This is a genomic window from Parahoeflea alexandrii (assembly GCF_027214025.1).
In the GTDB taxonomy this organism is placed as follows: domain Bacteria; phylum Pseudomonadota; class Alphaproteobacteria; order Rhizobiales; family Rhizobiaceae; genus Hoeflea; species Hoeflea alexandrii_A.
Genome location: NZ_JAPWHB010000001.1, coordinates 686,854 through 712,581 on the forward strand (window position 1 = coordinate 686,854; position 25,728 = coordinate 712,581).

The window sequence follows — 25,728 nt, forward strand, 5'->3', positions numbered from 1 at the left end:
TCCGTTGCGCCGGATATGCATGGCCTGAAATATTCGCCCTAGGCGCGTGAGCGAACGGCGCGGTAAAGTGGTGTTCCGATCGCGCCACCGGAGTCGCACCGCGTCCATGCCAGATTTCCATCTCATCGCCACGTTTGTCATCATCGCGGCCACCATCATCGCCTATGCGACGGAGCGCTGGCCGATGGAAACGGTTTCGCTGGTCTCGCTTGCCGCCGTGCTGGTGCTGTTCGGCGTTTTCCCTTTCACCGGGCAGGATGGCACGCCGCTGGAACCGGGGCAGCTTCTGGCCGGGTTTTCCAATCCGGCGCTCGCCACCGTCATCGCGCTGCTGATCGTCGGACAAGGCCTGTTTGCCACCGACGCGATGGAAGCGCCGGCGCGCAAGCTGGGGCGGATGGGCGGGGCGGCCACCTTCCGGCCGATCCTGTTCATCCTGGTCGGCGCGGCGCTGTTTTCGGCGTTTTTGAACAACACACCGGTGGTGGTGATCTTCATTCCGATTCTTGTGGTGATCGCGGCGCAGCGATCGATTTCGCCAAGCCGGGTGTTCATGCCGCTGTCCTTCATCACCATTCTGGGCGGCATGACGACGCTGATCGGCTCGTCGACCAACCTGCTGGTGGCCGGCGTGGTGCGCGACTACGGCTACGAGATCGGCTTCTTCGACATTACCGGCATGGGCGTCATCCTGGCGCTGGTCGGCGGCGCCTATGTGCTCGGCGTTTTGCCGCGGCTGCTGCCCGAACGCGTCGCGGAACTCTCGGCGGGGGCAAAATCCGGCGCGCAGTTCATCGGCGAGATCACGCTGACGCGCGATCACCCGTTTGTCGGCATCTCCGCCAAGGCGGGCATGTTTCCCGGTCTGGGGGACCTGACGCTCAGGCTCTTGCAGCGCCGCGACGTGCCGGTTCTGCCGCCGTTCGAGGATCTCACCCTGTCGGTCGGCGACACGCTGGTGGTGACGGGAACACGCAAGGCCTTTTCGAAGGCGCTGGCGCGCGGACGCGCCGGGCTCGAGGCCGATGACGGCCCCACCGAGGACACCCAGCAGGATCAACCGCCCGGCCCGGATTATCATCTGGCCGAAGCGGTGATTTCGCCGGGCTCGCGCTATGCCGGACGCACCATCCAGCTCTCGGGTCTCAGGCCGCAATTCGGCATTTCCGTGCTTGGCGTGCAGCGCAAGAGCCGCATGGCCCGCTCGGCGATGTCGGATATCCGGCTTGAACCCGGCGACACGCTGTTGATCGGCGGGCCGATGGAGGCGATCAAGCTGTTGCGCGGCAATCACGACCTGCTGCTGCTCGAGCACTCGGCCGAAGCCGTGCCGCAGTCGCGCAAGGCGCGCATCGCGGTGGCGATCTTCGCGGCGATCGTGCTCTTGTCGGCGTTCTCAATCGTTCCCATCGTCGTGGCGGCGATCAGCGGCGCGGTGCTGATGCTCTTGACCGGCTGCCTGTCGATCCTGCAGGCGGGGCGCGCCTTTGACCGGCAGATCTTCCTGCTGGTCGGATCTTCGGTGGCGCTGGCGACCGCACTTGAAGCCACCGGCGGGGCGGCGCTGATTGCCTCGGCGTCGCTCAGCCTGATGGAAGGCGCCTCGGCGGGCATCATCCTGTCGGGCCTGTTCCTGGTGATGGCGGTGCTGACCAACATCCTGTCGAACAACGCCACAGCGGTGCTGTTCACACCGATCGCGCTGGGGATCGCCAAGGGCATGGGCGCGCCACCCGAACCCTTCATCGCAGCCGTCATCTTTGCATCGAACGCGTCGTTCGCGACACCGATCGGCTACCAGACAAACCTCCTGGTCATGGGCCCCGGGCACTACCGGTTCAGCGATTTTCTTCGCGCCGGCACGCCGCTTGTGGTTATCATATGGTTGACGTTTTCGTTACTTGCGCCATGGTATTACGGACTGTGACAGGCTCCGAATCCAAAACATGATGAACCAACCGATCAATTCTCCGCAGTTTTTCCTGACCGCTCCCTCGGCCTGTCCGTATCTCGAGGGGCAGAGCGAGCGGAAGGTCTTTACCCACCTGGTGGGAGAAAAAGCCTCGGAATTGAACGACCTTCTGACCCAGGGCGGATTCCGCCGGTCGCAGAACATTGCCTACCGGCCGGCCTGCGAATCCTGCCGCGCCTGCGTTTCGGTGCGCATTCTTGCCAGCGAGTTCAACCCCACCAGATCCATGCGCCGCATCAAGGCGGGCAATGCCGACCTGGTCGCCGCCGAATATCACGCCGAACCCTCGAGCGAACAATTCAAGCTGTTCCGCCGCTATCTCGACAGCCGGCACCAGAGCGGCGGCATGGCGGACATGAGCATCGGCGACTACGCCATGATGGTCGAGGATTCGCATGTCGACAGCCGCATCATCGAATACAGGGTGAGAGCCGAGGGTGACGGGCTGCACCAGCATCCCGCCGGCGAGTTGCTGGCCGTGGCGCTCACCGACCGGATGGGCGATGGGTTGTCGATGGTCTATTCGTTCTACAACCCGGATGCGACGGCGCGGTCGCTCGGCACCTACATGATCCTCGATCACATCGAGCGCGCCCGTACCCTTGGCCTGCCGCATGTCTATCTCGGCTACTGGGTCAAGGGATCGCGCAAGATGGAATACAAGACCCGCTTCCAGCCGCAGGAACACCTGATGGCGCAGGGCTGGCAACGCTACCAGCCGTAGCGTCCGGCAACCGGTTCAGCGGACGGTCGCGTTCCGCGCAATTCCCGCAACATCCGTTTTCACCAGCAAGGCCGCTTTCATGCAGGATTACATTCAACAGGCGGCCGACCATCGCAAGGGTCTGGCAATCACCGCGTTCGGCGGATTGACCCTGACCGTCGACATTCCGCTGATCCGGCTCTCACAAAGCGACGCCTGGTCGGCGCTGGCGGTCAGAAGCGCGCTCACCTTCCTTGCCGCCGTCGTCGCCTGGAGCTTCATCCGCTTCGTGCTCAAGCGCGCCATCCCGATCATTCCGGGCCGGGCCGGGCTGCTGGTGGTCACGCTCTACGGCATTGCCTCGATCACCTTCATCCTTGCCGTCTACAACACCTCGACCGCCAATCTGGTGTTCATCCTGGCGTTCAATCCGATGTTTTCGGCGCTGCTTGCCTGGTGGCTGGCGGGCGAAAAACCCAAAGCCCAGACCTTCGCGGCAATGATCGTGATGATCCTCGGGGTCACGCTGATCGTCGCCGATGGCATGAAGGCCGGAAACCTCACCGGCGATCTGCTGGCGCTTGCCTCGAGCCTCATTCTCGCCGGCGCCATCACCGCCAGCCGCAAGGCCCGAGTCGACATGGGGTTCGCGCCGCTGTTCGCGGCCATCGTGCCGTCGATGATCGGGCTTGCGATGGTGGGCGGACCAGCAGGCCTGGTGCTGGGCGAACCCGGCTGGCTGGTGCTCAACGGCCTCGTCATCATCCCGATCGCCTTCTGGTGCCTGGCGACGGGACCCAAATACATCTCAGGCCCTGAAGTGGCGATGTTCTACCTGCTCGAGACGATCCTGGCGCCGGTATGGGTTTGGATGATCTTTTCCGAAGCGCCGACCCGGCTGGGACTGATCGGCGGCGGCGTCATCGTGCTGGCGCTGGTGGCGCATTCGGTCTGGCAATTGTCGGCGCATCGGCGCGCTGCCCGCAGCCTGGCGCCGCGCCATCCCGTCTGACGGTTGTGCCCATCGGCCCTGCCCGCCGTTCGCACTGGCAAAGCGGTGTTCGCGCCCTATTCTCGTCTCATGGCAGTGATTGAGTGCCACTGACGAAACCGCCTGGAACCGCTGGTGCCCGCATTGAAGAAACTCGTTGTGTTTGTGCTCCTGTGCTTTGTCGCACCGTCGCTGGCCTCGCTTGCGGTCCGCGCCGCCAGTTCGCAACCCGGCTCCTGGCGCACCGCCGACTGGTCGTCGTCCGGCCTGTTGCCCGCTGCCGTCAACCAGCCCGAGGCCGCCGTCTATGTGATGGCGGCGCGAACCGGAGGCCTCAAGGGCGCGCTGGCGGTTCACAGCTGGATCGTAACGAAACCGGCCGGCAGCGCGATGTACACCCGCTACGACAAGGTCGGCTGGGGCAACCCGATCCGCACCAATGCCTATCCCGCCGACGGGCGGTGGTACTCCAACCCGCCGCAAGTGCTTGCCGAGGTGCATGGCGCGGAAGCCGCGCGGCTGATCCCGACGATCGAGGCCGCCGTCAGGTCCTACCCGTTCTCGGGCCGCGGCGACTACACGATCTGGCCGGGTCCGAATTCCAATTCCTTTGTCGCCCATGTGCTCAGGCAGGTGCCGGAGCTGCATCTGGCGCTGCCGCCGGAAGCGGTTGGCCGCGATTTCCGGACGTTTGGCGAATTCGTCACGCTCTCGGATGACTGGCGCAACCTCGAAATCTCGCTCGGCGGCTATGCCGGCCTGGCGGTCGGCACGCTCTATGGCGCGGAAGTTCGGCTCGGCGGACTGGTGTTCGGCGTCGACATCGCGCGTCCTGGCCTGAAACTGCCGGGATTCGGGCGGATCGGGCTGTAGAGGCTCAGGCGCTATTGCCCGGGTGTCAGTTTCTTGTGCAGGCACATGGTCTCGGCGGTAAAATGACCTGTCCCGCCTTTCGGCATCCACAGCGGATAATGCCGACGGTGATCCTCGACCCAGCCGGTCCTGGCATAGAACTTTTCCGCCGGCACATTGCCCACCTGACACAGTAGCCGGGCGACCGCAAAACCGCTCTCGGCAATCTTCCTCTCGGCGAAGTACATCAGTTTCTCGGCGATCCCGGAGCCCCTGGCGTCGCGGGCGATGAACAGCTTGGTCAGTTCATCGCCGTTGATGGCCACAAATCCCAGGATCCGCGCCTCATCCTCGGCGACAAAGAACGTGTCGGTCGATGCCCCGAAAATATCGTCGATGCACTCGAGCGTGCGCAGCGGCAGAACCTCCGGCGGCACCAGGTGGGCATGTCCATCGTGCCAGCCGTGATGCAGGATCTCGACGATGGCGGCGCGGTCGCCTGGCTCTGCAGGCCTGATATCGATCATGACGGGACTTCCGAAACTCCGTGGGGACAAGGCAGCCACGCGCGAGCGCGGGGAGCGGTCGAGATGGGTCCGGTCAGCTGAACTTGCCCGATCGCGGGAAGCCCTTGGGGACAAGTCGGCCGGCTTGGGCGCGGTCGGCGATCCACTCGGTCAGTTCTTCCTTCTTGCGGTTGTGCATGCGCCCGGCGCTGTCTTCCCAGGTCAGCCCGTCCTCCATCGCGAAACAACGGATGTCGGCGACACCGCCATCCTTGTAGCGCTGCAGGCGAACGCCCTTGCCGCGGCTCATCTCGGGCAATTGCTCGAGCGGGAAAATCAGCATCTTGCGGTTCTCGCCGATGACGGCGACATGGTCGCCGCTAACGGGCACGCACAGCCGCATTTCGTCGGGCAGGCTGACATTCATGATCTGTTTGCCCTTGCGGGTGTTGGCCACAAGGTCGCTCTCGGCAACGATAAAGCCGTTGCCGACGGTGGAGGCGACGAGCAGCTTGCGCGCCGGATCATGCACAAAGGCGGTCAGCACGGCCTGGTCGTTGTCCATGTCGACGATGATCCTGAGCGGCTCGCCATGACCGCGCCCGCCCGGCAGCTTGTCGGCGCCGAGCGTGTAGGCCTTGCCGCCGGTGGTAACGATGACCAGCTTGTCGGTGGTGTTGGCGTGGAAAGCCAGCTTCAGCTGGTCGCCGTCCTTGAACTGCAATCCGGCATAATCGGCCATGTGGCCCTTCATGCCGCGGATCCACCCCTTCTCGGAGATCACCACGGTGATCGGTTCCTTCTCGATCATCGCCTGCTCGATGGCTGCGAGATCGGCGACGGGTGCCTCGGCGAATTTCGTGCGGCGGGCGCCAAGCTCGGTTTCCTTGGAGAAGGTCTTGCGGACATTGCCGACTTCCCAGGCGACCGTCTGCCACTGCTTCGCATCGGAGGCGAGCAAGGCTTCGATCTCGGCCTTCTCGCTGCTCAGGCCGTCGAATTCCTTGCGGATTTCCAGCTCTTCCAGCTTGCGCAAGGAGCGCAGCCGCATGTTGAGGATGGCTTCGGCCTGGATATCTGTCAGCTCGAAGGTCTTCATCAGTTCGAGCTTGGGCTCATCCTCCTCGCGGATGATGCGGATCACCTCGTCGAGATTGAGATAGGCGATCAGAAAGCCCGACAGCAGCTCCAGACGCCGCTCGATCGCCGCCAGCCGGTGACGCGAACGGCGCTGCAGCACCTCGCGGCGATGCGCCAGCCATTCGGTCAGAACCTCGGCGAGGTTCATCACCTTCGGCACCTTGCCCATCGACAGCACATTGAGGTTGAGCGGGATGCGGTTTTCGAGATCTGACAGCCGGAACAGCGATTCCATCAACAGGTTCGGATCCACCGTGCGGCTCTTGGGGATCAGCACCAGGCGGACGTCTTCGGCGGATTCGTCGCGGATATCATCGAGCAGCGGCAGCCTGCGGGCGATCAGCAGTTCGGCGATCTTCTCGATCAGCCGCGACTTCTGCACCTGGTAGGGCATCTCGGTGACGACGATCTGGTAGCCGCCGCGGCCGGTGTCCTCGACCTCCCACTTGGCGCGGACCCGGAAACCGCCGCGACCGGTCTGGTAGGCCTCGAGAATGGATTCGCGGCTGTCGATGACCACGCCGCCGGTCGGGAAATCCGGTCCCTCGACATATTGCAGCAGATCCTCGACCGTGGCGTCGGGCTTGCGGATGAGCGCGAGCGCCGCATCGCAGAGCTCGGCGGCGTTGTGCGGCGGGATCGAGGTCGCCATGCCGACGGCAATGCCGGTGGCGCCATTGGCAAGCAGGTTCGGGAACGCGCCGGGAAGCACCACCGGCTCGCTGTTTTCCTCGTCATAGGTGTCGCGGAAATCGACAGCGTCCTCGTTAATGCCCTCGATCAGCAGTTCGGCGACCGCGGTCATCTTCGATTCGGTGTAGCGCATGGCGGCGGCGCTATCGCCGTCGATGTTGCCGAAATTGCCCTGGCCGTTGGCGAGCGGATAACGCACGGCGAAATCCTGCGCCAGTCGCACCAGCGCATCATAGATCGACTGGTCGCCGTGCGGATGGAAGTTACCCATCACCTCACCGACGATCTTGGCGGACTTCTTGAAAGAACCGTTCGACCGCAGCCCCATCTCGCTCATGGCGTAGACGATCCGCCGGTGCACCGGCTTCATCCCGTCGCGCACATCGGGCAGCGCCCGGTGCATGATGGTCGACAGCGCATAGGCCAGATAGCGCTCCTCGAGCGCCTTTTTCAGGTCAACGGCTTGAATGTGGTCGCCCCCACCGGGCGGAAGCAGGCTTTTTCCCATGGGGTGGGGTTAAAGGAAGCACTGATTCGGGGCAAGGGGCAGGCCGCAACAGCGGGCCTTGCACAAATTTTGCCGCTGGCCTCACCCGCACCACAAAGCTGTGGCCGATGACAGGACCGGCGCCGCCCTGTACAATGTCCGGCGCGCGCACCAGATCAGGATGCCTGCCAAGCCGCATCGCCAGCAGAAGGAAGCCCCGATGACGATCCAGTTCAGTTCAATGCGCCTGCTTTCCGCGTCCGCACTCGTGGCGGCGCTTTCGGGACTCGCGACACCGGCCATGGCGCTTGATGCGGATGATTTTGCCACCAGGCTGTCCGCCATGACCAGCCAGACCGGCACCAGGCTGAGTTTTGCGGCGGTCGAACCGGAGGGCAGCACGATCGTGCTCAGGTCGGTGCGCGTGGATTCTCCCGGCCAACCCTCCTTCACTCTGGGCGACGTCACCTTCAAGGGCGTCGAGGAAGAGGACGACGGCAGCTACTTTGTCAACGAGGCGGTGTTTGCCGATATCGAGACATCGGAGGGGGAGAACACGGTCTCCATCGACGGGTTGGAGATAAGCGGCCTGACGGTTCCCGTCGATGGCGCTGCCGGCGGGCTCGACAGCATGCTTTGGTACGAGGGCTTGTCGACCGGCGAGATCAGCGTCGAGAACAAAGGCGTCACCGTGTTCTCGATGGCGGGCCTCGACCTCGATGTCAAACGGGCCGAGGATGCGTCACAGGTCAAGGTCACGATGACCGGATCGGACCTGGAGATCGATCTGAGCAAGGTCGACGACCCGAAGGCTAAGGATGCCTTGAAGCAGCTTGGCTACGAGACCGTGACGGGCGACCTGAAGCTCGATGGGTCCTGGGACAGTCAGTCCGGGATCATCAATCTCGAGGAATACTCGCTTGCCCTGGACGACGTCGGGCGGCTGGCCCTTTCGCTTGAAATCTCCGGCTACACTGCCGAATTCATCAAATCGATGCAGCAGGCACAGAGCGCGGCGGCAGCCAATCCCGACCCGCAGGCGGCTCAGCAGGCCATGGGATTTGCGATGCTCGGGATGCTGCAGCAACTCAGCTTCAAGTCCGCCTCGCTGCGTTTCGACGACGCTTCGGTCACCGAACGGGCGCTGGAATTTGCGGGCAAGAAACAGGGCGTCACCGGCGAGCAGATGCGCCAGGCGGTGAAGTTCATGATGCCGCTGGCGCTGGGACAACTGGGCATTCCGGCCCTGCAGCAGCAGATTTCGGCTGCGGCAAGCGTCTATCTCGATAATCCGCAGAACATCACGATCACGGCCACGCCCGCCGAGCCGGTCGCCGTGCCGGTGATCATGGGCGCCGGCATGGGCGATCCGCGCACGCTGGTCGACCTGCTCAACGTGCAGGTCAGCGCCAACAAGCCGGTCGAGATCTGCTGCAAGCAGTAGCGATGGCTGCCGCCCGGGAACGGTCGGATCAAGGGAGCTTGGCGGCGGATCGTCACGGCCGATGCGATTGGCCGGTCATTCGGGTTGCTTGTTGACCGCCTGGGGCGCAGGGTGATTCTTGAACGCTCAGCGAATTGCTGCCCGATCCGGAGCGCCATTCGCACACCTCTCACCCGCACTGGACCCGCTACATGATCCGTTTCAAGGCCAACGCGCCGGCTGAAAAGCCTGCGCCCGCATCCGCCGCCAAAGCCGAAAAGCCCGCCGGCAAGACCAAGGCGGGCAAATCGGCTCCGAAGGAGGACCTGCTCGATCTCGGCCAGGACGCGCCGGACGCCAAGGACTGAGCGGGAATATCCCGAGACATATCCAGCGCAAGAAAAAGCCCGGGAACCAGATGGTTGCCCGGGCTTCTTGATAATTTGAGTCGGCTAGCTGCCTACTCGGCCTTTGCCGGAATGGCGCGCAGCGACAGTTCGCGCATCTGCGCCGGCGACGCCGGGCTCGGAGCGCCCATCAGCAGGTCCTGGGCCTGCTGGTTCATCGGGAACAACGCCACTTCGCGCAGGTTCTTGGCGCCGACGATGAGCATAATCACCCGGTCGACGCCGGCCGCCATGCCGCCATGCGGCGGTGCGCCATACTGGAAGGCGCGGTAGAGACCGCCGAAACGCTCCTCGACATCGGCCTGGCTCAGTCCGACCTTCTCGAAGGCCTTGACCATGAGCTCGGGCGACTGGTTCCGGATCGAGCCGGAGGCGATTTCGAAGCCGTTGCAGACCAAGTCGTACTGGTAGGCCTTCAGCGTCAGCGGATCCTGGGTTTCCAGCGCTTCCATGCCGCCCTGCGGCATCGAGAACGGGTTGTGGGCGAACTCGACCTTCTTGGCGTCTTCGTCCCATTCGTAGAACGGGAAATCGACGATCCAGCACAGCTCGAAGCGGTCCTGGTCAACGAGGTTCAGCTCCTCACCGGCACGGGTGCGGGCGTCGCCGGCGAACTTGGCGAACTTGGCCGGATCGCCGGCGGCGAAGAAGCAGGCATCGCCATCGTCAAGACCCATCTGCACGCGGATCGCCTCGGTGCGTTCCGGACCAATGTTCTTGGCGATCGGGCCGGCGCCTTCCAGATTGTCGCCTTCCTTGCGCCAGAAGATGTAGCCGAGACCCGGCTGGCCCTGCCCCTGCGCCCAGGAATTCATCCGGTCGCAGAAGGCGCGGGAGCCGCCGGTCTTGGCCGGGATCGCCCAGACCTCGACCTTCGGGTTGTTGGCGATCATGCCGGCGAAGACCTTGAAGCCGGAACCGGCGAAGTGTTCGGTCACCGACTGCATCTCGATCGGGTTGCGCAGGTCGGGTTTGTCGGAGCCGTATTTGCGCACCGCCTCGTCATAGGGAATGCGGCGGAATTTCTGCGTCACCGGCTTGCCTTCGGCAAATTCCTCGAAGACGCCGCGCATCACCGGCTCCATCGTGTCCCAGACGTCTTCCTGGGTGACGAAGCTCATTTCGAGGTCGAGCTGGTAGAATTCGCCCGGCAGCCGGTCGGCGCGCGGGTCCTCGTCGCGGAAGCACGGCGCGATCTGGAAGTAGCGGTCGAAACCGGCGACCATCAACAGCTGCTTGTACTGCTGCGGCGCCTGCGGCAGCGCGTAGAACTGGCCGGGATGGATGCGGGAGGGCACCAGGAAGTCGCGCGCGCCCTCGGGCGACGAGGCCGTCAGGATCGGCGTCGCGTACTCGGCGAAACCGATCTCGGTCATGCGGCGGCGCATGTCGGCGATCACCTTGGTGCGGGTGACGATGTTCCGGTGCAGCGTCTCGCGGCGCAGATCGAGGAAGCGGTATTTCAGGCGCACGTCTTCGGGATAATCCGGCTCGCCGAACACCGGCAGCGGCAATTCCTTGGCCGCCGACAGGATTTCGATTTCCTGGGCGAACACCTCGATCTCGCCGGTGCCGAGATTGGGATTGATGGTTTCGGCTGTGCGTTCCTTGACGAGGCCGTCGACGCGGATCACCCATTCGCCGCGAACGGTTTCAGCCGCCTTGAAGGCGGGCGAATCCGGATCGGCGACGATCTGGGTCAGGCCATAATGGTCGCGCAGGTCGATGAACAGCAGGCCGCCATGGTCGCGTACGCGGTGCACCCAGCCCGAAAGCCTGACGGTGGCGCCTGCATCGCTCTTGCGGAGCGCGGCGCAGGTGTGGGAACGGTAGCGATGCATGGCATATCCTCGGTGGCTGGAAACGGTGGCTCGGCAGGGTGCGAAACAAACGCACATCGCCGCCTCGGCGCACGGTAAAAATCGCGCGGAAAAGCGCATGACCCACCCGGTTTGTCAAGGTGAAACGGCGCAATCGGGCTGTGCATTGGCGGGATTTCATCACGACGGCCAGACAAATTCGATGTAGGACTTGCGTTCGTGTTTCTCGCATCCGGCATGTCATGCATTCGCTTCGTCCCCTGATCCCGCTCCTGACCACCGCCGGCGTCCTGCTGGCGGGCAACGGGTTGCAGGGCACGCTGATCTCGCTGCGCGGCTCGGTCGAGGGGTTTTCGCCCACCGTCATCGGGCTTTCGGGGGCAGGTTATTACCTCGGGTTCATCATCGGCTGCTGGATGACGCCCTGGCTGCTCAGGACGTCCGGCCACATCCGCGCCTTTGCCGCCATGGCGGCGGTCGCCGCCTGCGCCTCGCTTGCCATGGTGATGGTGATCGACCCGTTCTTCTGGTTCCTGATGCGGCTGGTTACGGGCGTCTGCTTTGCCTCACTGTTCGCCAATGTCGAAAGCTGGATCAATGCGCAGACCACCAACACCAACAGGGCCAGAACACTGGCGATCTACCGGTTTGTCGATCTGGGCGCAGTGACCCTGTCGCAATACATGCTGCCGGTGTTCGGAATCGGCGGCTTCGAGATCTTCGCGGTGATGACCATGCTGATCATCCTGTCGATCGTGCCGGTGTCGCTCGCCGACCGCTCCAATCCGGAGGCGCCCGCTCCGTTCTCCTTCAGCCCGAAACGATTGTGGCTGGTCTCGCCGCTGGCCTCGGCAGGCGCCATCACCGTCGGGCTCACCACGGCCTCGTTCCGGGCGGTGGGGCCGCTTTATGCCGAAAGCCTCGGCTTGGGTGTCTCCGACATCGCCTCTTTCATGAGCGCCGGGATCATCGGCGGCATCGTGTTGCAATATCCGCTCGGCTATCTCTCAGACAGCATCGGCCGCCGCTCGGTGCTGCTGCTGGCGACCACCGGCTCCACCCTGTGCGGGCTTTTCATGGTGCTGTTCGCAGGCAGCGGTGTCGGCCTCAATCTGATCGGCATCTTCCTGTGGGGCGCCTTCACCCTGCCGCTCTACTCGCTCTCGGCGGCGCACGCCAACGACAAGGCCGAGCCCGGCGAGTATGTGCAGATTGCGTCGGGACTGATGTTCTTCTGGGCCATCGGCGCGTCGATCGGGCCGCTTTTGTCGGCCGTGCTGGTCGACTGGTTCGGCGCATCGGCGTTCTTCAGCTTCATCTGTGCCATGCACGGTGCCTTCGTGCTCTACACCCTGGTGCGGATCATGCGGGGGTCCCCGGATGAACCCGAACGCGGCCGGTTTGCCGGATTGCTGCGCACATCGCCGGTTTTTGCCCGCATGGCGGCGCAGTCGGTCAACCGCCACATCGAGCCCGGCGCGAAAGACGCCTCCGGGGGAGAAGACAAACCGGAAAAATCCCGCTAAATGCCAAGCATGGACATGATTACAACGACCGAGGCGCTTGCCGCCTTCTGCGCCCGCCTCGCCAAACACGACTTCGTCACCGTTGACACCGAGTTCCTGCGTGAGACCACCTACTGGCCCGAACTATGCCTGATCCAGATGGCCGGTCCGGACGACGAAGGCATTGTCGATCCGATGGCCAAAGGACTTGATCTTAAACCGTTTTTCGAGCTGATGGGAGACCCCTCGGTGATCAAGGTGTTCCATGCGGCACGCCAGGACATCGAAATCGTGGTCAAGCTCGGCGACCTGGTTCCGCATCCGATCTTCGACACGCAAGTCGCGGCGATGGTCTGCGGATTCGGCGAATCGATTTCCTATGACCAGCTGGTCTCGCGGATTACGGGTGCTGCGATCGACAAGTCCTCGCGCTTCACCGACTGGAGCCGACGGCCGCTAAGCGACAAGCAGCTCGATTACGCGCTCGCCGACGTGACCCATCTGCGCGACGTCTACCTGGAGCTGGTCTCACGTCTTGAAGCAGAAGGCCGGGGCGACTGGGTGGCCGACGAGATGGCCGTGCTGGAAGCGCGCTCGACCTACGAAATTGAACCCTCGGACGCCTGGAAGCGGCTGAAGATGCGGGTGAAGAAACCAGCCGAGCTCTGCGTGCTGCAGCATGTGGCTGCCTGGCGGGAGCGCGAGGCGAAATCGCGCAACGTACCGCGCGGCCGGGTGATCAAGGATGACGCGATCTACGAGATCGCCCAGCAGCAGCCCCGGGATGCCGAAGCGCTGTCGCGGCTCAGGACAATCCCGCGCGGATGGGAACGCTCGCAGCAGGGCGCCACGCTGGTCGAGATCGTCAACGAGGCGCTCGAGACGCCGAAGGAGGCGATGCCGCGCCTGCCCCGCCAGAAGCAGACGCCCGAGGGCGCGCAGGCCTCGATCGAGCTGTTGCGCGTGCTCCTGAAGCTGACGGTGGAAAAAGAAAACGTCGCAGCCAAGATCATCGCCAACGCGGATGACCTTGAAGCCATCGCGGTGGACGGCGAGGATGCGGATGTGCCTGCGCTCAAGGGCTGGCGCCGCGAGTTGTTCGGCGAACGGGCGCTCAAGCTGATCCGCGGCGAACTGGCGCTGAGGTTTGCCAACAAGAAGGTCGAGGCAGTGGAGCTGTAGGCGACCACTTGTCATCCGTGACCATCCCGGAAGTCGGGTGCGGCTGGGACGCTGTTAGTTGAGCGTCCTCGTGTGGTGGCGCGCGCGCTGAGGCGATACGCCCGGCCCCTTCCCCCCAGACTTGGCAGAAACAACACGATTGCCGCGAGGCCGATCGCCTTGGCGATCGACTTTGGTTTCCCCGAAGCCCGCCAAACCAGGCATCTCTAGTGCAATTCCAGCGAAAGTGGGAACCAGTTTCGCGTCCGGAATTGCGTGAAAACAATAAGATGGAGCATTTTTCGGTGACTCCGTTTTCACCGGAAATGCTCTCCCCCCCGAAGAGCCCCCCTCCCAAATGGCGCAGCGAAGCCCCATCTTCATCCGGGCTTGACGACATACCAACCGGTTGGTATTTTAACTTCAGAAAAGGGTCCCATATGCAAGCTCGCCCCTCCCAAGCCAGAGAGAAACTGCTGACCTCCGCCCTGTCGGTGATCAGGACCAAGGGTTTTTCGGCCACAAGCGTGGATGAGCTGTGCGCCAATGCCGGAGTTACCAAGGGCGCTTTCTTCCACCATTTTCCGAGCAAGGAAGCCCTCGGGGTCGCCGCGGCCGACTACTGGTCCGAATTCACCGGCGCGCTGTTTGCCTCGGCCCCGTATCATGATCTCGCCGACCCGCTCGACCGGGTGCTGGCCTATATCGAATTCCGCCGCCAGCTGCTGGCCGGAGAACTTCCCGATTACACGTGTCTCGTCGGCACCATGGTACAGGAGACCTACCTCACCGCCCCTGCGATCCGCGACGCCTGCCATGCCTCGATCGAAGGACATGCGCTGACGCTGGCGCCCGACATCCAGGCGGCGATGGATGCGCGCGGCATGCGCGACGTTGGCTGGACCGCAGAAAGCCTGGCGCTGCATACCCAGGTGGTGCTGCAGGGCGCCTTCATTCTCGCCAAGGCGAAGGATTCGGTCTCGGTTGCCATCGACAGCATCAACCATCTCACGCGTTATGTGACGTTGCTGTTTTCAAGGCCACAGGAGGAAGCCCGATGACCAACCCATCCGATTACAAGCGCCTGATGCGGGGCGTGATCCCCTACGCCACCGTCGAAGGCGTCGACAAGGCGATCGAATTCTACACCCGTGCCTTCGGCGCGGTGCTCATGGGCCAGATCGTCCGCAGCGACGACGGACGTGTGCTCAATGCCAGCATCGCGATCAATGACGGGATCGTGATGCTGATGGACCCCTTCCCCGAACACGGCAGCAACCCATCATCGGGCAGCAATTTCCTGCTGCAACTGATCATCGCCGACGGCGACATGTGGTGGAACCGGGCCGTGGAGGCCGGCTGTGAGGTGGTGTCACCGTTCAAGCTCGAATTCTGGGGCGACCGCTTCGGCCGCGTCCGCGACCCGTTCGGGCTGGAGTGGGCCTTCAACGAACCAGCCATCGAAAAGCAGCAGGCCGGGTGAGAGCCTGGCGAGAAGTTTAACAGGGCCCAGACGGCCTCAGGTTACCCGTCGCACCGCGCCGCAAAACACGCCTGGGGCCGACACAACCAAGACAACGGACAACCAAAGAAAACGGCAATGAGCTTTCAAGCCTATCTCGACACCATCAAGGCACGCACGGGCAAGACGCCTGACGATTTCCGCCAGCTTGCCGAAGAGCGCGGACTGCTGGAGAGCGGCAAGGTCGCAAAGGGCGTCAAGGCGGGCGACGTGGTTGCCTGGCTCAAGGACGACTTCGACCTCGGCCGGGGCCACGCGATGGCAATCTGGGCGCTGTTTTCCAACATCAAGCAGATGCCGGAAAAATAGCGGCATCGAATGGGAGAACCTCAATGCCGACCTCTGCCCCTGTTTCAGCACAGAAGATCACACCCTTCATCTGGTATGACCGCGAGGCGGAAGACGCCGCCAAGCTCTACACCAGCCTGTTTGCCGATGGCCGCATCACCCATGTCAGCCGCTACAGCGAGGCCGGACGGGACGCGCACGGACAACCGTCCGGCAAGGTTATGGTGGCAGGCTTTGAAGTCGCCGGATTGCGCATTTCGGCGCTGAATGGCGGCCCGGCGTTCAAGCCAACCCCGGCGCTCTCGTTCTTTGTCCGTCTCGAGAGCGAAGCCGAGGTCAACGCCCTTTGGGAAGGCCTTGGCGAGGGAGGCTCGGTGATGATGCCGCTTGACGGCTATCCGTGGAGCCGATGCTACGGATGGCTGCAGGACCGCTACGGCGTGTCATGGCAGATCGCCGTGCACGAGACAGCGGCCCAGGGCACGACGATCACGCCGTCGCTGCTGTTTACGCAAGGCAACATGGGCCGCGCCGCGGAAGCCATCGAGCTCTACACAAGCGTCTTCCCCGGCTCGGCGAAAGAGCATGTCGAATTGAGAGGCGCGGCTGACGGCGAAGCAGCCGGCACGGTGCTCTTTGGCAGCTTCACTCTTTTCGGACAGCAGTTCAGCATCATGGATGCCCCCGGCGCCCATGATTTCGGCTTTACCGAGGGCCTCTCGCTGATGGTGTCGTGCGAGACCCAGGCCGAGGTCGACCACTACTGGGAAGCCCTGACTGCAGAAGGCGGACAGGAAAGCCAGTGCGGCTGGCTCAAGGACAGGTTCGGCGTCTCCTGGCAGATCACGCCAACCGTCATGGAGGGACTGATGGCGTCGTCCGACCGTGCTGCGGCAGACCGGCTGATGACCGCAATGCTGAAGATGAAGAAACTCGACATCGCCACGCTCGAGGCTGCCGCCCGAGCCCAAACATGACAAGGGAGAATGACCATGACTTACGTGCAAGGATTTCTGCTCGCCGTTCCCAATGCCAACAAGCAAGCCTATACGGAGATGGCCGAGGCTGCTGCCAAGGTGTTCCGTGCCCACGGGGCGCTTTCGGTCGTCGAGACCTGGGGCGTCTCCGTTCCCGACGGCAAGGTGACCTCGTTTCCGATGGCTGTGAAACTGGAGAAGGACGAAACCGTGGTGTTTTCCTGGATCACATGGCCCGACAGGGAGACGGCCGACGCCGCCATGGAGGCTTCGATGAAGGAGTTGGAGGAAATGATGGGCGGCGACATGAGCAAGATGCCGTTTGACGGCATGCGGATGATCTGGGGCGGTTTCGAAACCATCGTCGAGGCCTGATCCAGTTGGAATGGCGTTCATGCCCCTCCCGTGTCCGGATAATTCCCTCCAGGTCCGGGCACGGGAGGGTGGTGCCACCGGGGAACCGCTTCACCTGCCGAGAAATATCGTGAGCCACCCCTTGCATTGGCGCAGGCAAACCCCATATGGTGATCAACAAGGAAATTTGTCTCCACGCTGACCACGGATGTACTGGCAGATGTGTCGAGGCAAGTCAGGAAGGTCGGTGCGAATTTCGCCCGGCCTTTTTCTTTGTCCGCTTTTTGTTCAATGGCCCGGCCTGTCCCGTACCGAACCCGGCGCTGCCGATGATCCGCGTGTCCTGCTGCCGGCAGCGACGATCCGGCAGCCCTTCCGCAACAGACCCAGAACTCAGCCGATCCTGAACCCGAGGCGCTTGCCGGTCAGCTTGGCCAGTTGCTGCAGGCGGCCATCGAGCCGTTCGCCGACGAAGGCTTCGGAGGATTTCGGCACCTTGAGAACAAGGTCGACATCGCCATCGGAGGCCGTGGCAGGCACGAATTCGAGTTGCGGCACCATGCCTGGCATCGAAGCCGAAAACAGGTAGACGACCCGCAGCATGCCGCCCAGCAGCTTGGCGTAATCGAGGTATTTCGGCCCGGCGATCGCCGCCAGTTCCGACGACATGCCGTCATCATTGAGGCCTTCGAAGCGGAAATAGTTTGCCAGCGCGATGTAGGCGCGGCCTGCGTGGCTGATCCCGGTGAAGGTGCCGTGGGCAATGATGTTGAGCGCTTGCGGGCCCCGGTAATCGGGATGCGCGCGCCAGGAGATGTCGGCAAGCAGGCAGGCTGCCTGGCGATAGCGGGACTCCTCCTCGCTTTCCCGCACTCCGAACACCGGGAACATGCGGCCGGTCCAGGCTGCGAGCTCACGGGCATGTTCGGGTGAGCGGGCACGCAGGATTGCAAGTTCTCCAGCTGCGGTCAGCAGCGGATCGCGGGCGGCTTCGGCAGCACCGAGCAGGGAGTAGAGATAGCCTTCGCGCACGCCGAGCGCCGAGAAGCTGACCCGCGCTGCCTTCATGGCGATCAGCGTTTCCTGCAGCGCCACGGCGCCATAGGGCAGCAGGCCGCGGCGGTTCCTGGAGATCGCCTTGATCGCGCTGATCCGCGATTGCTTCATCGCCGCCACTTCGCCGAGGAAGTCGATCGCCGGCTTTGCGTCGATCTCGTAGGCCTGCATCATGTGCAGCGGGTAGCCGGTGATTTCCATGTGCAGCTTGGCGATGTTTCGCCAGGTGCCGCCCACTGCGTAGAAGGTCCGCCCTGCCCCACCCGGAAGCACCGTCGATTGCTTCAGCGACCGCTTGGCGATCACCCTGGCCCTCGAAATAGAGTTGCCGGACATCTCGGCCAGCCTGAGGCCGCCCAGCGGCAAGGTCTGGCCGCCGGAATGGACATTGCCCCTGACATCGACGAGTTCGAGCGAGCCGCCGCCAAGGTCGCCGGCGATGCCATCGGGCTTGTAGTAGCCGGAGATCACCCCGAGAGCCGAGAATCGGGCTTCCTCCTCGCCCGTGAGCACACGGATCCGGCATCCGAGAATGATTTCGGCCGAGGCGATGAAATCGGCGCCGTTTGCGGCTTCCCGGGCTGCCGCGGTGGCGAGCACATGCATCTCGAAGGCACGGGCCTGTTCGGAAAGCGCCCGGAACCGCTTGAGCGCGGCCAGCGCCCGCGCGATGCCGGTCTCGTCCATTCGTCCGGAGGCGGCAAGCCCCTTGCCGAGACCGCACAAAACCTTCTCGTTGAACAGCACGGACGGCGCGCGGTTGAGCCCTTCGTAAATGACGAGACGCACGGAGTTGGAACCGATGTCGATGACAGAAACGGGATGTATGCCCGGCAGCCGGCCTTGCGCTTCCGATTCCACCATATCTAAGGCGCTCTTCGGTTAAGGCGACGCGTTCCGCCTGTGCGGAGCGAGACCAGGGTCAACGAATTCAGCGACCTTATATCTGGCATTAGCCGGAACTGAAACCCGGCAGCACCACTTCTGTAGTGGTTGTCCCACATCAATTCACATAACTTTAGGCACAAGTGACAGCCTGCCTGCAGCCTCTTGATGAGCCGGGCCGCACCATGTGAAAAGGAGACCGCCGGCCCCGGTTCCGGGCCGACGACGACGCGTGACAACAGCTCAGCGCTTGCTGCGGGACGCCCGGGCCAGCCGGTCGGCGATCAGTTTCGGGGCGTTGGATTTCAGGGCCTCACCGCGACCCGAAAGGCTGGGATTGGTCATGAAATAGACCTGCGCATTGAAGGGCTCCTCATCAACACCGGGTTCCACCCGGCGCGAGGTTCCGTCCGGCAGGATCTCGTAGCTCTGCTGGTTGTCGATCATGTTGCCCAGCATGATCTGCGAGAGCACCTGTTCATGCACGGTTTTGTTGACGATCGGCACAAGCGTTTCGACCCGCCTGTCGAGATTGCGCGGCATCAGGTCGGCCGAACCTATATAGACCATGGCTCCCGACGACGGCAGGCCATGGCCATTGCCGAAGCAATAGATCCGGCTGTGTTCGAGGAAGCGCCCGACGATCGACTTGACGTGAATATGCTCGGAAAGACCCGGAACCTGCGGCCTCAGGCAACAGATGCCGCGGACCACCAGATCGATCTCGACGCCGGCCTGGCTGGCGCGATAGAGCGCGTCGATGATTTCGGGATCGACCAGCGAGTTCATCTTCATCCAGACCGCCGCCGGCCGCCGGGCCTGCGCGTGACAAATCTCGGCCTCGATATTTTCGAGGATCTTGTTTCGCAGGTTGAGCGGCGACACCGCGAGCTTCACCAGCCCCTCGGGCTCGCCGTAGCCGGTGATGAAGTTGAAGACATGGGCCATGTCGCGGGCAATGACCGGATCGCAGGTGAAATAGGACAGGTCGGTGTAGATCTTGGCGGTGACCGGGTGATAATTGCCGGTGCCGAGATGGCAGTAGGACACCAGCTTGCCCTCCTCGCGGCGGACGATCAGCGACATCTTGGCGTGCGTCTTGAGCTCGATGAAGCCGAAAACAACCTGTACGCCGGCGCGTTCGAGGTCGCGGGCCCAGCGGATGTTGGCTTCCTCGTCGAAGCGCGCCTTGAGCTCGACCAGGGCTGTCACCGACTTGCCGGCTTCCGCTGCATCGACCAGCGCCCGGACGATGGGGCTGTCGTTGGATGTCCGGTAGAGCGTCTGCTTGATCGCCAGAACGTCGGGATCGCGCGCAGCCTGGAACAGGAACTGAACGACGGCATCGAAGGATTCGTAGGGGTGATGAACCACCAGATCCTTTTCGCGGATCGCGGCGAAGGTGTCGCCGGCATGCTCGCGGATGCGTTCGGGAAAACGGGCGTTGTACGGCTCGAACTTGAGATCGTCGCGCGGCGCCTTGGCGATTTCCGACAGCGTGTTGAGCGCCAGCAGGCCGGGCAGCACCGCCACGCGGTTCTCCGGCACGTTGGTCTCGTGCACCACGAATTCGCGCAGGCTTTGCGGCAGTTCCGAATCGAACTCGATCCGGATCACCGAGCCGCGACGGCGGCGCTTGAGCGCGCTTTCGAACAGGCGGACCAGATCCTCGGCTTCTTCCTCGACCTCGATATCGGAATCGCGAATGATCCGGAACGTACCCGAACCGCGGACCTCATAGCCGGGATAGAGCGAAGAGATGAACAGGCTGACCACATCCTCGAGCGTGATGTAGCGGATGGCGCCATCAAGGTCGGGCAGCCGCAGGAAGCGGTCGAGCGCCACCGGCAGGCGGATCAGCGCGGTCATCGGCTCGTTTGCCGCCTTGGAGGCGAGCTGCAGGCAGATGGAAAACCCGAGGTTCGGAATGAACGGAAACGGATGGGCCGGATCGATCGACAGTGGGGTCAGAACCGGGAAGATCGACTGCAGGAACTCGTCCTCAAGCCAGGCCATGTCGCCCTCCACCAGCACGGAAGGACGCACGATATAGATGTTTTCCGCTGCCAGGTTCTGCTGAAGAATGGCCAACGACGCCTGCTGCTCGAGTTGCAGCCCGTCGATTTCCTCGAGGATCTGGTCGAGTTGCTCGTTCGGCGACAGACCGTCGGGCGAGCGATTGACGATGCCTTCGCGCACCTGGCCCTCAAGCCCGGCGACGCGAACCATGAAGAACTCGTCCAGGTTGGCCGCCGAGATCGACAGGAATCGCACCCGCTCAAGCAGCGGATGGGCGGCGTTGAGCGTCTCCTCGAGCACCCGGCGATTGAACTGCAGCCATGAAAACTCGCGGTTGATGAAGCGTTTCGGACTGGTCAGCAGGTCTTCCGCCGAGATATCCGCCGTGGTCGGATCAATCCGCAGTTCACTTCCGCCCGCACCCTCGTAGTCGACCATCATGCACTCCAACGCCCCGGTTATGGAATCCACCGTCTATAGCACAACAACGAAGGAACTATGACACTTCCGTGTCGCCCGCTCCGCTGTCCATTTCAGCCAGCACCTCGGCCGCGAGCGCCCGGGTGATTTTTGATCCACGCGCCAGCGCCAGCTGGTCAAGACGAGTGACGACCGTGCGGGCGGCGGCGAGCGAACGCTCCATGCGGGCGACAAGCCAGGCGATGATCCTGTCATCGACCACGACCTGACGGTCGGCGAACAGCTTGACCATCACCTTGGCCAGCAGCTCCTCGTCCGGTTCGGCGATCTCGACCACTGTGGCCGCCTTCAGGCGGGAGGCAAGATCCGGCAATGTCACCCGCCAGCCGGCGGGCCAGAGCCGGCTGGTGATCAGGATCGCGGTGCCGTTCTGGCGCACCGCGTTGATGAGATGGAACAGCGCGGTCTGGTCAAAACCCGCATGATCGATGTCTTCGATCAGCACCGGGCCGCGGGCGGCGGTTTCGAGCACCATCGGATCGGGTCTGTCGATATCGATCCTGGTTGCGCCAACGCGGTTGGCCCAGATGCTGGCGAGATGGGATTTTCCCGATCCCGTGGGGCCGGCCAGAATCACCACCGGCGAGGGCCAGTCGGGCCAGCGGTCGACAATCGCCACCGCCGCGTTCAAGCGGTCGGAGACGATCAGGTCATCCCGGCCGGAAGCGGGGTCATGATCGAATTCCAGCGGCAATTGCCGTGTGGCAGGCGGTTTGGCCATCAGTATCCCGGCGTGTCGTCAGCGGATTGGCCCGGCCGCGGAACCGGACGTTGCGTGCCGTGATAGAGATCGCTGTCGAGGTAACGGGCAATGGCAAAGCGCACCAGCACGCCGACCGAGGCGGCCGCCGGCACCGCGATCAGCATGCCGACAAAACCGAACAGGGCGCCGAACGCGAACAGCGCGAACATCAGCCAGACCGGATGCAGGCCCACCGACTTGCCGACCAGCCGCGGCTGCAGGATGTTGCCTTCGAAAAACTGTCCCACCGCAAAGACGGCGATCACCGCGCCGATCATGACGAAATCCGGCCAGAACTGCACCACCGCGACGATCAGGGCAAGCACCAGGCCAACCAGCGAGCCGACATAGGGGATGAAGCTGATCAGGCCGGCGAAAAGCCCGATCAGGAGACCGAAGTTCAGTCCGACGATCGACAGGCCGACGGCGTAGATCAGGCCCAGGATGATGCAGACGCTGCCCTGCCCGCGGACGAAACCGGCAATGGTTGCGTCAATCTGCCGGGCTAGGTGCCGAACGGTGCCGACATGATCGCGCGGCACCCAGTCGTCGACCTTCTCGACCATCCTGTCCCAGTCGAGCAGCAGGTAGAAGGCGACAACCGGGGTGACCACGAACAGGGCGGCGATGTCGAGAAGCGCCATGCCGGAATTCCAGATCTGCTGGAAGATGGTGCCGACCAGACCGGCGCCTTCTTTGAGAAGCGCGGCAAAGCTGTCCTTGATCTGGCCCAGCTGGTCGCCGATCCAGCTTGGCAGCAAGGTGGAATCCGCCGTCAGCAGCGCCTGGAGCTGGGTGATGTAGCCCGGGATCCGGGTTCCGAGGTCAGCCGCCTGCGTCACCAGGATGGGGATCAGGACGACCAGCGAGATGGCAAACAGCGCGACGAACGCGGCCAGGATGGCCAGGGTCGCCATCATCCTGGAAAATCCGCGGCGCTCGAACCAGTCAGCCACCGGATCAAGAAAATAGGCAAGCGCCATGCCGGCGATGAACGGCAGCAGGATGGAACGGAACACCATCAGGAAGGCGATGACCACGGCCAGCGCCAGCAACCAGAAGAATATCTGCCGGCGAAGCGCCGCCCGGTCTATGTGAATGGTCATGATCACCTCGCTTGCGGACCGGCCGCTACCGGCATTTCCGCGCCCAAAATCAATCGGCTTGTTCCACGCCGGCCATGTGCCTGAGCCAGGTGACGAGATAGGCGCTGGCCGAAGCGATGGTCAAGCCTGCAACTGCATAGATCATCCATCCTATGACAGCGTCAAGACGGGCAAGCCCGGCGAGGTCGGCCAGCACCAGGATGAGCAGCATGATCTGGACCATGGTGTTCGCCTTCGAGATCAGCAAGGGCCGCATTTCGACCGGGTTTTCCAGCAGGCTGGACAAGACCACGGCGCCGATGATCAGCGCATCGCGCGAGACGGCAAAGATCACCAGCCAGTTGGGCAAGACGCCCAGCCATCCGAGCATGACAAACACGCTGACCAGCAGGAACTTGTCGGCGACCGGATCGAGCCAGGCCCCAAGCTCCGAGCGCTGATTGAAATTGCGGGCAATGAAGCCGTCCAGGCCATCAGACACGCCGGCCAGCAGGAACAATACGAAAGCCGCGAGCATCTCGCCGTTGATCATCGCAAGAATGACCAAGGGAACCATGATGAACCGGGCAACCGTGATGAGATTGGGCAGTGTCATGAGCTACAAACGATCCTGAACGGTCTGGATATGGCGACTGGTGAGCCCTTTTCCAATGGCTTGCGGCAGGAATAGCACGACCGGGCACAGTTTTCCCGGCGTTTGTGGCATCCCAGCCCAAGCTCCGGCTTGCGGAATTGCCCGCAAAATGCCATCCCCCGGGCATACACAGCTCCTTTGTAACCCGAGAGAGGGGAAGCCAGGATGGCGGATCCGAAGAACGGCCTTACCTATGCCCAGGCAGGTGTCGACATCGATGCCGGCAACGAGATGGTCAACCGCATCAAGCCGCTGGTGCGCTCGACCCGGCGTCCGGGCGCAGACGGCGAAATCGGCGGCTTCGGCGGCCTGTTCGACCTGAAGGCAGCGGGCTTTTCCGACCCGGTTCTGGTGGCCGCCAATGATGGCGTCGGCACCAAGCTGAAAGTGGCGATCGAAGCCGGCATTCACGACACCGTCGGCATCGATCTGGTCGCCATGTGCGTCAACGATCTGGTTGTCCAGGGCGCCGAGCCGCTGTTCTTTCTCGACTATTTCGCCACCGGCAAGCTCGACCCGGAACAGGGCGCGGCGATCGTCGCAGGCATCGCCCAGGGCTGCCTGCAGGCCGGATGCGCGCTGATCGGCGGGGAAACGGCGGAAATGCCGGGCATGTACCGCGATGGCGACTACGATCTCGCGGGCTTTGCGGTGGGAGCGGCCGAACGCGGCCAGTTGCTGCCCTCGGGCGCGTTGTCGGAAGGCGACGTGGTTCTGGGCCTCGCCTCCTCAGGCGTACACTCCAACGGTTACTCGCTGGTGCGGCGGATCGTCGAGCTCAGCGGGCTCGATTACGATGCCCCTGCCCCGTTCGATGCCTCGCGCAGCCTTGGCGCGGCGCTGCTCGAACCGACCCGGATCTATGTGAAATCGCTGCTGGCTGCGATCCGCGAAACCGGTGCGATCCAGGCGCTGGCCCACATTACCGGCGGCGGCTTTCCCGAAAACCTTCCGCGGGTTCTGCCCGAAGGGCTTGCCGCAGAAATCGATCTCGACGCCATCAAAGCGCCGGCGGTGTTTTCATGGCTGGCCCGGACCGGCGGCGTCGCGCCCGAAGAGATGCTGCGCACCTTCAACTGCGGCGTCGGCATGATCGCGGTCACGCCTGAAGCGGACGCAGACCGCGTTGCCGCCGCGCTGGAAGCCGAGGGCGAGGCGGTCATCCGCCTTGGACGCCTGACCCGGCGCGCCGACAACGGCCCCGGCGTTGTCTACAAGGGAACGCTGTCCCTGTGACCGATCAGCCGAAAGTGCCTGTTGCGGTGCTGATCTCCGGCCGGGGATCGAACATGGGCGCGCTGATCGCCGCCTCGCTGCACGGGGATTATCCGGCGAAAATCGTTGCGGTGATCTCCGACAAGCCGGATGCCAAAGGTCTCGACCATGCCCGCGAGTTCGGCATCAAGGCGCTGGCAATCCCGCGCGGAGAGTACGGCAGCAAGGCCGAGCACGAGGCCGCCGTCATCGCCGCTCTCGATGCCTCTGGTGCCCGGATCATCGCACTTGCGGGCTACATGCGGCTGCTGTCGGGCGATTTCGTCCGCCGCTATGCGGGGCGGATGATCAACATCCACCCGTCGCTGCTTCCCGCCTTTCCGGGGCTCGCCACCCACGAGCGGGCGCTGGCCGCCGGCTGCCGGGTGCATGGCTGCACCGTCCACTTCGTCACCGAAGGCATGGACGAAGGCCCGATTATCGAGCAGGCGGCGGTACGGGTCGAGCGAGACGACACGCCCGACACGCTTGCCGCCCGGGTGCTTGAAGCCGAGCACCGTATCTACCCCGCCGCGCTTGCGATGCTGGCACGCGGCGAAGTGCGCATGGGCGGCGACGGCCAGGCAAGGTTCACCAGGTGAAGCCGATGGGGCTTGTCCATCATCATGGCAATCATTTAAAACTGATCAACGGCCCGTTCCCGGGCAGGGTCTTTGGATTTATGTGTCGGCCGTTTTTTATTGAGAATTACTGAGGGAACTTTTTCGATCGGTGAACGTTCCCGCTTTCA

Annotated in this window: 23 protein-coding genes; 15 read left to right on the forward strand and 8 right to left on the reverse strand. The window is 63.4% G+C overall.

Annotated elements, in window-relative coordinates; all coding sequences use genetic code 11:
• Window positions 1-106 precede the first annotated feature (106 nt).
• From O4H62_RS03395 to O4H62_RS03410, 4 genes are all read left to right on the forward strand, one after another.
• Window positions 107-1,927: an SLC13 family permease gene (locus O4H62_RS03395; RefSeq protein ID WP_269385706.1), complete on the forward strand. Its 1,821-nt coding sequence runs from the start codon at window positions 107-109 to the stop codon at window positions 1,925-1,927.
• Between the two features lie 19 nt (window positions 1,928-1,946).
• Window positions 1,947-2,696, forward strand: coding sequence for an arginyltransferase (locus O4H62_RS03400; RefSeq protein ID WP_269385707.1), 750 nt, complete (start codon window positions 1,947-1,949; stop codon window positions 2,694-2,696).
• Between the two features lie 79 nt (window positions 2,697-2,775).
• Complete coding sequence (locus O4H62_RS03405) at window positions 2,776-3,687, forward strand: DMT family transporter (protein ID WP_269385708.1); 912 nt, start codon at window positions 2,776-2,778, stop codon at window positions 3,685-3,687.
• Window positions 3,688-3,801: 114 nt separating this feature from the next.
• Window positions 3,802-4,539 (forward strand): DUF3750 domain-containing protein, encoded by a 738-nt coding sequence (locus O4H62_RS03410; RefSeq protein ID WP_269385709.1) that lies wholly within the window; start codon window positions 3,802-3,804, stop codon window positions 4,537-4,539.
• A gap of 11 nt (window positions 4,540-4,550) precedes the next feature.
• On the opposite strand, the gene O4H62_RS03415 is transcribed toward O4H62_RS03410, so the two are convergent.
• Together O4H62_RS03415 and parC are read right to left on the reverse strand one after the other, a co-directional pair.
• Complete coding sequence (locus O4H62_RS03415; protein ID WP_269385710.1) at window positions 4,551-5,045, reverse strand: GNAT family N-acetyltransferase; 495 nt, start codon at window positions 5,043-5,045, stop codon at window positions 4,551-4,553.
• A gap of 73 nt (window positions 5,046-5,118) precedes the next feature.
• Window positions 5,119-7,365, reverse strand: a complete 2,247-nt coding sequence (parC, locus tag O4H62_RS03420; RefSeq protein WP_269385711.1) for a DNA topoisomerase IV subunit A — start codon at window positions 7,363-7,365, stop codon at window positions 5,119-5,121.
• 199 nt (window positions 7,366-7,564) lie between these two features.
• Here parC and O4H62_RS03425 point away from each other — a divergent pair, with 199 nt between their 5' ends.
• Both O4H62_RS03425 and O4H62_RS03430 read left to right on the forward strand, forming a co-directional pair.
• Window positions 7,565-8,788: a hypothetical protein gene (locus O4H62_RS03425; protein WP_269385712.1), complete on the forward strand. Its 1,224-nt coding sequence runs from the start codon at window positions 7,565-7,567 to the stop codon at window positions 8,786-8,788.
• A 191-nt stretch (window positions 8,789-8,979) separates the two neighbouring features.
• Complete coding sequence (locus O4H62_RS03430; protein ID WP_269385713.1) at window positions 8,980-9,135, forward strand: hypothetical protein; 156 nt, start codon at window positions 8,980-8,982, stop codon at window positions 9,133-9,135.
• A gap of 92 nt (window positions 9,136-9,227) precedes the next feature.
• Here the strand turns inward: O4H62_RS03430 and aspS are convergent, their stop codons facing one another.
• Window positions 9,228-11,015 (reverse strand): aspartate--tRNA ligase, encoded by a 1,788-nt coding sequence (aspS, locus tag O4H62_RS03435; RefSeq protein WP_269385714.1) that lies wholly within the window; start codon window positions 11,013-11,015, stop codon window positions 9,228-9,230.
• A gap of 221 nt (window positions 11,016-11,236) precedes the next feature.
• Here aspS and O4H62_RS03440 point away from each other — a divergent pair, with 221 nt between their 5' ends.
• The 7 genes from O4H62_RS03440 (at window position 11,237) to O4H62_RS03470 (ending at window position 16,822) form a co-directional block, all read left to right on the forward strand.
• Window positions 11,237-12,520: an MFS transporter gene (locus tag O4H62_RS03440; RefSeq protein ID WP_269385715.1), complete on the forward strand. Its 1,284-nt coding sequence runs from the start codon at window positions 11,237-11,239 to the stop codon at window positions 12,518-12,520.
• Between the two features lie 15 nt (window positions 12,521-12,535).
• The gene (gene rnd, locus O4H62_RS03445) at window positions 12,536-13,681 is read left to right on the forward strand and encodes a ribonuclease D (protein ID WP_269386295.1); all 1,146 of its coding nucleotides are present in this window, start codon (window positions 12,536-12,538) and stop codon (window positions 13,679-13,681) included.
• 419 nt (window positions 13,682-14,100) lie between these two features.
• A complete protein-coding gene (locus tag O4H62_RS03450) occupies window positions 14,101-14,721 on the forward strand; it encodes a TetR/AcrR family transcriptional regulator (RefSeq protein ID WP_269385716.1) in 621 nt (206 codons plus the stop codon).
• Window positions 14,718-15,143, forward strand: a complete 426-nt coding sequence (locus O4H62_RS03455) for a VOC family protein (RefSeq protein WP_269385717.1) — start codon at window positions 14,718-14,720, stop codon at window positions 15,141-15,143. Before O4H62_RS03450 ends, O4H62_RS03455 begins: the two co-directional genes overlap by 4 nt.
• A gap of 117 nt (window positions 15,144-15,260) precedes the next feature.
• Complete coding sequence (locus O4H62_RS03460) at window positions 15,261-15,491, forward strand: DUF4287 domain-containing protein (RefSeq protein WP_269385718.1); 231 nt, start codon at window positions 15,261-15,263, stop codon at window positions 15,489-15,491.
• 23 nt (window positions 15,492-15,514) lie between these two features.
• Window positions 15,515-16,447 carry a VOC family protein gene (locus O4H62_RS03465; protein ID WP_269385719.1) on the forward strand — a complete coding sequence of 311 codons (933 nt, stop codon included), beginning with the start codon at window positions 15,515-15,517 and terminating at the stop codon, window positions 16,445-16,447.
• Window positions 16,448-16,462: 15 nt separating this feature from the next.
• A complete protein-coding gene (locus O4H62_RS03470; RefSeq protein WP_269385720.1) occupies window positions 16,463-16,822 on the forward strand; it encodes a DUF1428 domain-containing protein in 360 nt (119 codons plus the stop codon).
• 372 nt (window positions 16,823-17,194) lie between these two features.
• Here the strand turns inward: O4H62_RS03470 and O4H62_RS03475 are convergent, their stop codons facing one another.
• The 5 genes from O4H62_RS03475 to O4H62_RS03495 all read right to left on the reverse strand — a co-directional run bounded on the left by O4H62_RS03475 (window position 17,195) and on the right by O4H62_RS03495 (window position 23,684).
• Window positions 17,195-18,721, reverse strand: coding sequence for a Ppx/GppA family phosphatase (locus O4H62_RS03475; RefSeq protein ID WP_269385721.1), 1,527 nt, complete (start codon window positions 18,719-18,721; stop codon window positions 17,195-17,197).
• Between the two features lie 264 nt (window positions 18,722-18,985).
• Window positions 18,986-21,199, reverse strand: coding sequence for an RNA degradosome polyphosphate kinase (locus O4H62_RS03480; RefSeq protein WP_269385722.1), 2,214 nt, complete (start codon window positions 21,197-21,199; stop codon window positions 18,986-18,988).
• Window positions 21,200-21,257: 58 nt separating this feature from the next.
• A complete protein-coding gene (gene hdaA, locus O4H62_RS03485) occupies window positions 21,258-21,962 on the reverse strand; it encodes a DnaA regulatory inactivator HdaA (protein ID WP_269385723.1) in 705 nt (234 codons plus the stop codon).
• On the reverse strand, window positions 21,962-23,089 hold the full coding sequence (locus tag O4H62_RS03490; protein WP_269385724.1) for an AI-2E family transporter: 1,128 nt from the start codon (window positions 23,087-23,089) through the stop codon (window positions 21,962-21,964). Before O4H62_RS03490 ends, hdaA begins: the two co-directional genes overlap by 1 nt.
• Before the next feature lie 49 nt (window positions 23,090-23,138).
• On the reverse strand, window positions 23,139-23,684 hold the full coding sequence (locus tag O4H62_RS03495; RefSeq protein WP_269385725.1) for a CDP-alcohol phosphatidyltransferase family protein: 546 nt from the start codon (window positions 23,682-23,684) through the stop codon (window positions 23,139-23,141).
• A 204-nt stretch (window positions 23,685-23,888) separates the two neighbouring features.
• On the opposite strand from O4H62_RS03495, the gene purM reads away from it, so the two are divergent.
• Window positions 23,889-24,959 (forward strand): phosphoribosylformylglycinamidine cyclo-ligase, encoded by a 1,071-nt coding sequence (gene purM, locus O4H62_RS03500; RefSeq protein ID WP_269385726.1) that lies wholly within the window; start codon window positions 23,889-23,891, stop codon window positions 24,957-24,959.
• Window positions 24,956-25,579: a phosphoribosylglycinamide formyltransferase gene (gene purN, locus O4H62_RS03505; RefSeq protein WP_269385727.1), complete on the forward strand. Its 624-nt coding sequence runs from the start codon at window positions 24,956-24,958 to the stop codon at window positions 25,577-25,579. Before purM ends, purN begins: the two co-directional genes overlap by 4 nt.
• Window positions 25,580-25,728 lie beyond the last annotated feature (149 nt).

Bases quoted from the DNA above. Each gene is read 5' to 3' on its own strand.
- O4H62_RS03400 (WP_269385707.1), top strand. From the start codon at position 1,947: ATGATGAACCAACCGATCAATTCTCCGCAGTTTTTCCTGACCGCTCCC.
- O4H62_RS03475 (WP_269385721.1), bottom strand. From the start codon at position 18,721: ATGGTGGAATCGGAAGCGCAAGGCCGGCTGCCGGGCATACATCCCGTT.
- O4H62_RS03495 (WP_269385725.1), bottom strand. From the start codon at position 23,684: ATGACACTGCCCAATCTCATCACGGTTGCCCGGTTCATCATGGTTCCC.
- rnd (WP_269386295.1), top strand. From the start codon at position 12,536: ATGATTACAACGACCGAGGCGCTTGCCGCCTTCTGCGCCCGCCTCGCC.
- O4H62_RS03395 (WP_269385706.1), top strand. From the start codon at position 107: ATGCCAGATTTCCATCTCATCGCCACGTTTGTCATCATCGCGGCCACC.
- purM (WP_269385726.1), top strand. From the start codon at position 23,889: ATGGCGGATCCGAAGAACGGCCTTACCTATGCCCAGGCAGGTGTCGAC.
- O4H62_RS03465 (WP_269385719.1), top strand. From the start codon at position 15,515: ATGCCGACCTCTGCCCCTGTTTCAGCACAGAAGATCACACCCTTCATC.
- O4H62_RS03490 (WP_269385724.1), bottom strand. From the start codon at position 23,089: ATGACCATTCACATAGACCGGGCGGCGCTTCGCCGGCAGATATTCTTC.
- hdaA (WP_269385723.1), bottom strand. From the start codon at position 21,962: ATGGCCAAACCGCCTGCCACACGGCAATTGCCGCTGGAATTCGATCAT.
- aspS (WP_269385714.1), bottom strand. From the start codon at position 11,015: ATGCATCGCTACCGTTCCCACACCTGCGCCGCGCTCCGCAAGAGCGAT.
- O4H62_RS03440 (WP_269385715.1), top strand. From the start codon at position 11,237: ATGCATTCGCTTCGTCCCCTGATCCCGCTCCTGACCACCGCCGGCGTC.
- O4H62_RS03470 (WP_269385720.1), top strand. From the start codon at position 16,463: ATGACTTACGTGCAAGGATTTCTGCTCGCCGTTCCCAATGCCAACAAG.
- O4H62_RS03425 (WP_269385712.1), top strand. From the start codon at position 7,565: ATGACGATCCAGTTCAGTTCAATGCGCCTGCTTTCCGCGTCCGCACTC.
- O4H62_RS03405 (WP_269385708.1), top strand. From the start codon at position 2,776: ATGCAGGATTACATTCAACAGGCGGCCGACCATCGCAAGGGTCTGGCA.
- O4H62_RS03480 (WP_269385722.1), bottom strand. From the start codon at position 21,199: ATGGTCGACTACGAGGGTGCGGGCGGAAGTGAACTGCGGATTGATCCG.
- O4H62_RS03455 (WP_269385717.1), top strand. From the start codon at position 14,718: ATGACCAACCCATCCGATTACAAGCGCCTGATGCGGGGCGTGATCCCC.
- O4H62_RS03450 (WP_269385716.1), top strand. From the start codon at position 14,101: ATGCAAGCTCGCCCCTCCCAAGCCAGAGAGAAACTGCTGACCTCCGCC.
- O4H62_RS03460 (WP_269385718.1), top strand. From the start codon at position 15,261: ATGAGCTTTCAAGCCTATCTCGACACCATCAAGGCACGCACGGGCAAG.
- parC (WP_269385711.1), bottom strand. From the start codon at position 7,365: ATGGGAAAAAGCCTGCTTCCGCCCGGTGGGGGCGACCACATTCAAGCC.
- O4H62_RS03415 (WP_269385710.1), bottom strand. From the start codon at position 5,045: ATGATCGATATCAGGCCTGCAGAGCCAGGCGACCGCGCCGCCATCGTC.
- O4H62_RS03430 (WP_269385713.1), top strand. From the start codon at position 8,980: ATGATCCGTTTCAAGGCCAACGCGCCGGCTGAAAAGCCTGCGCCCGCA.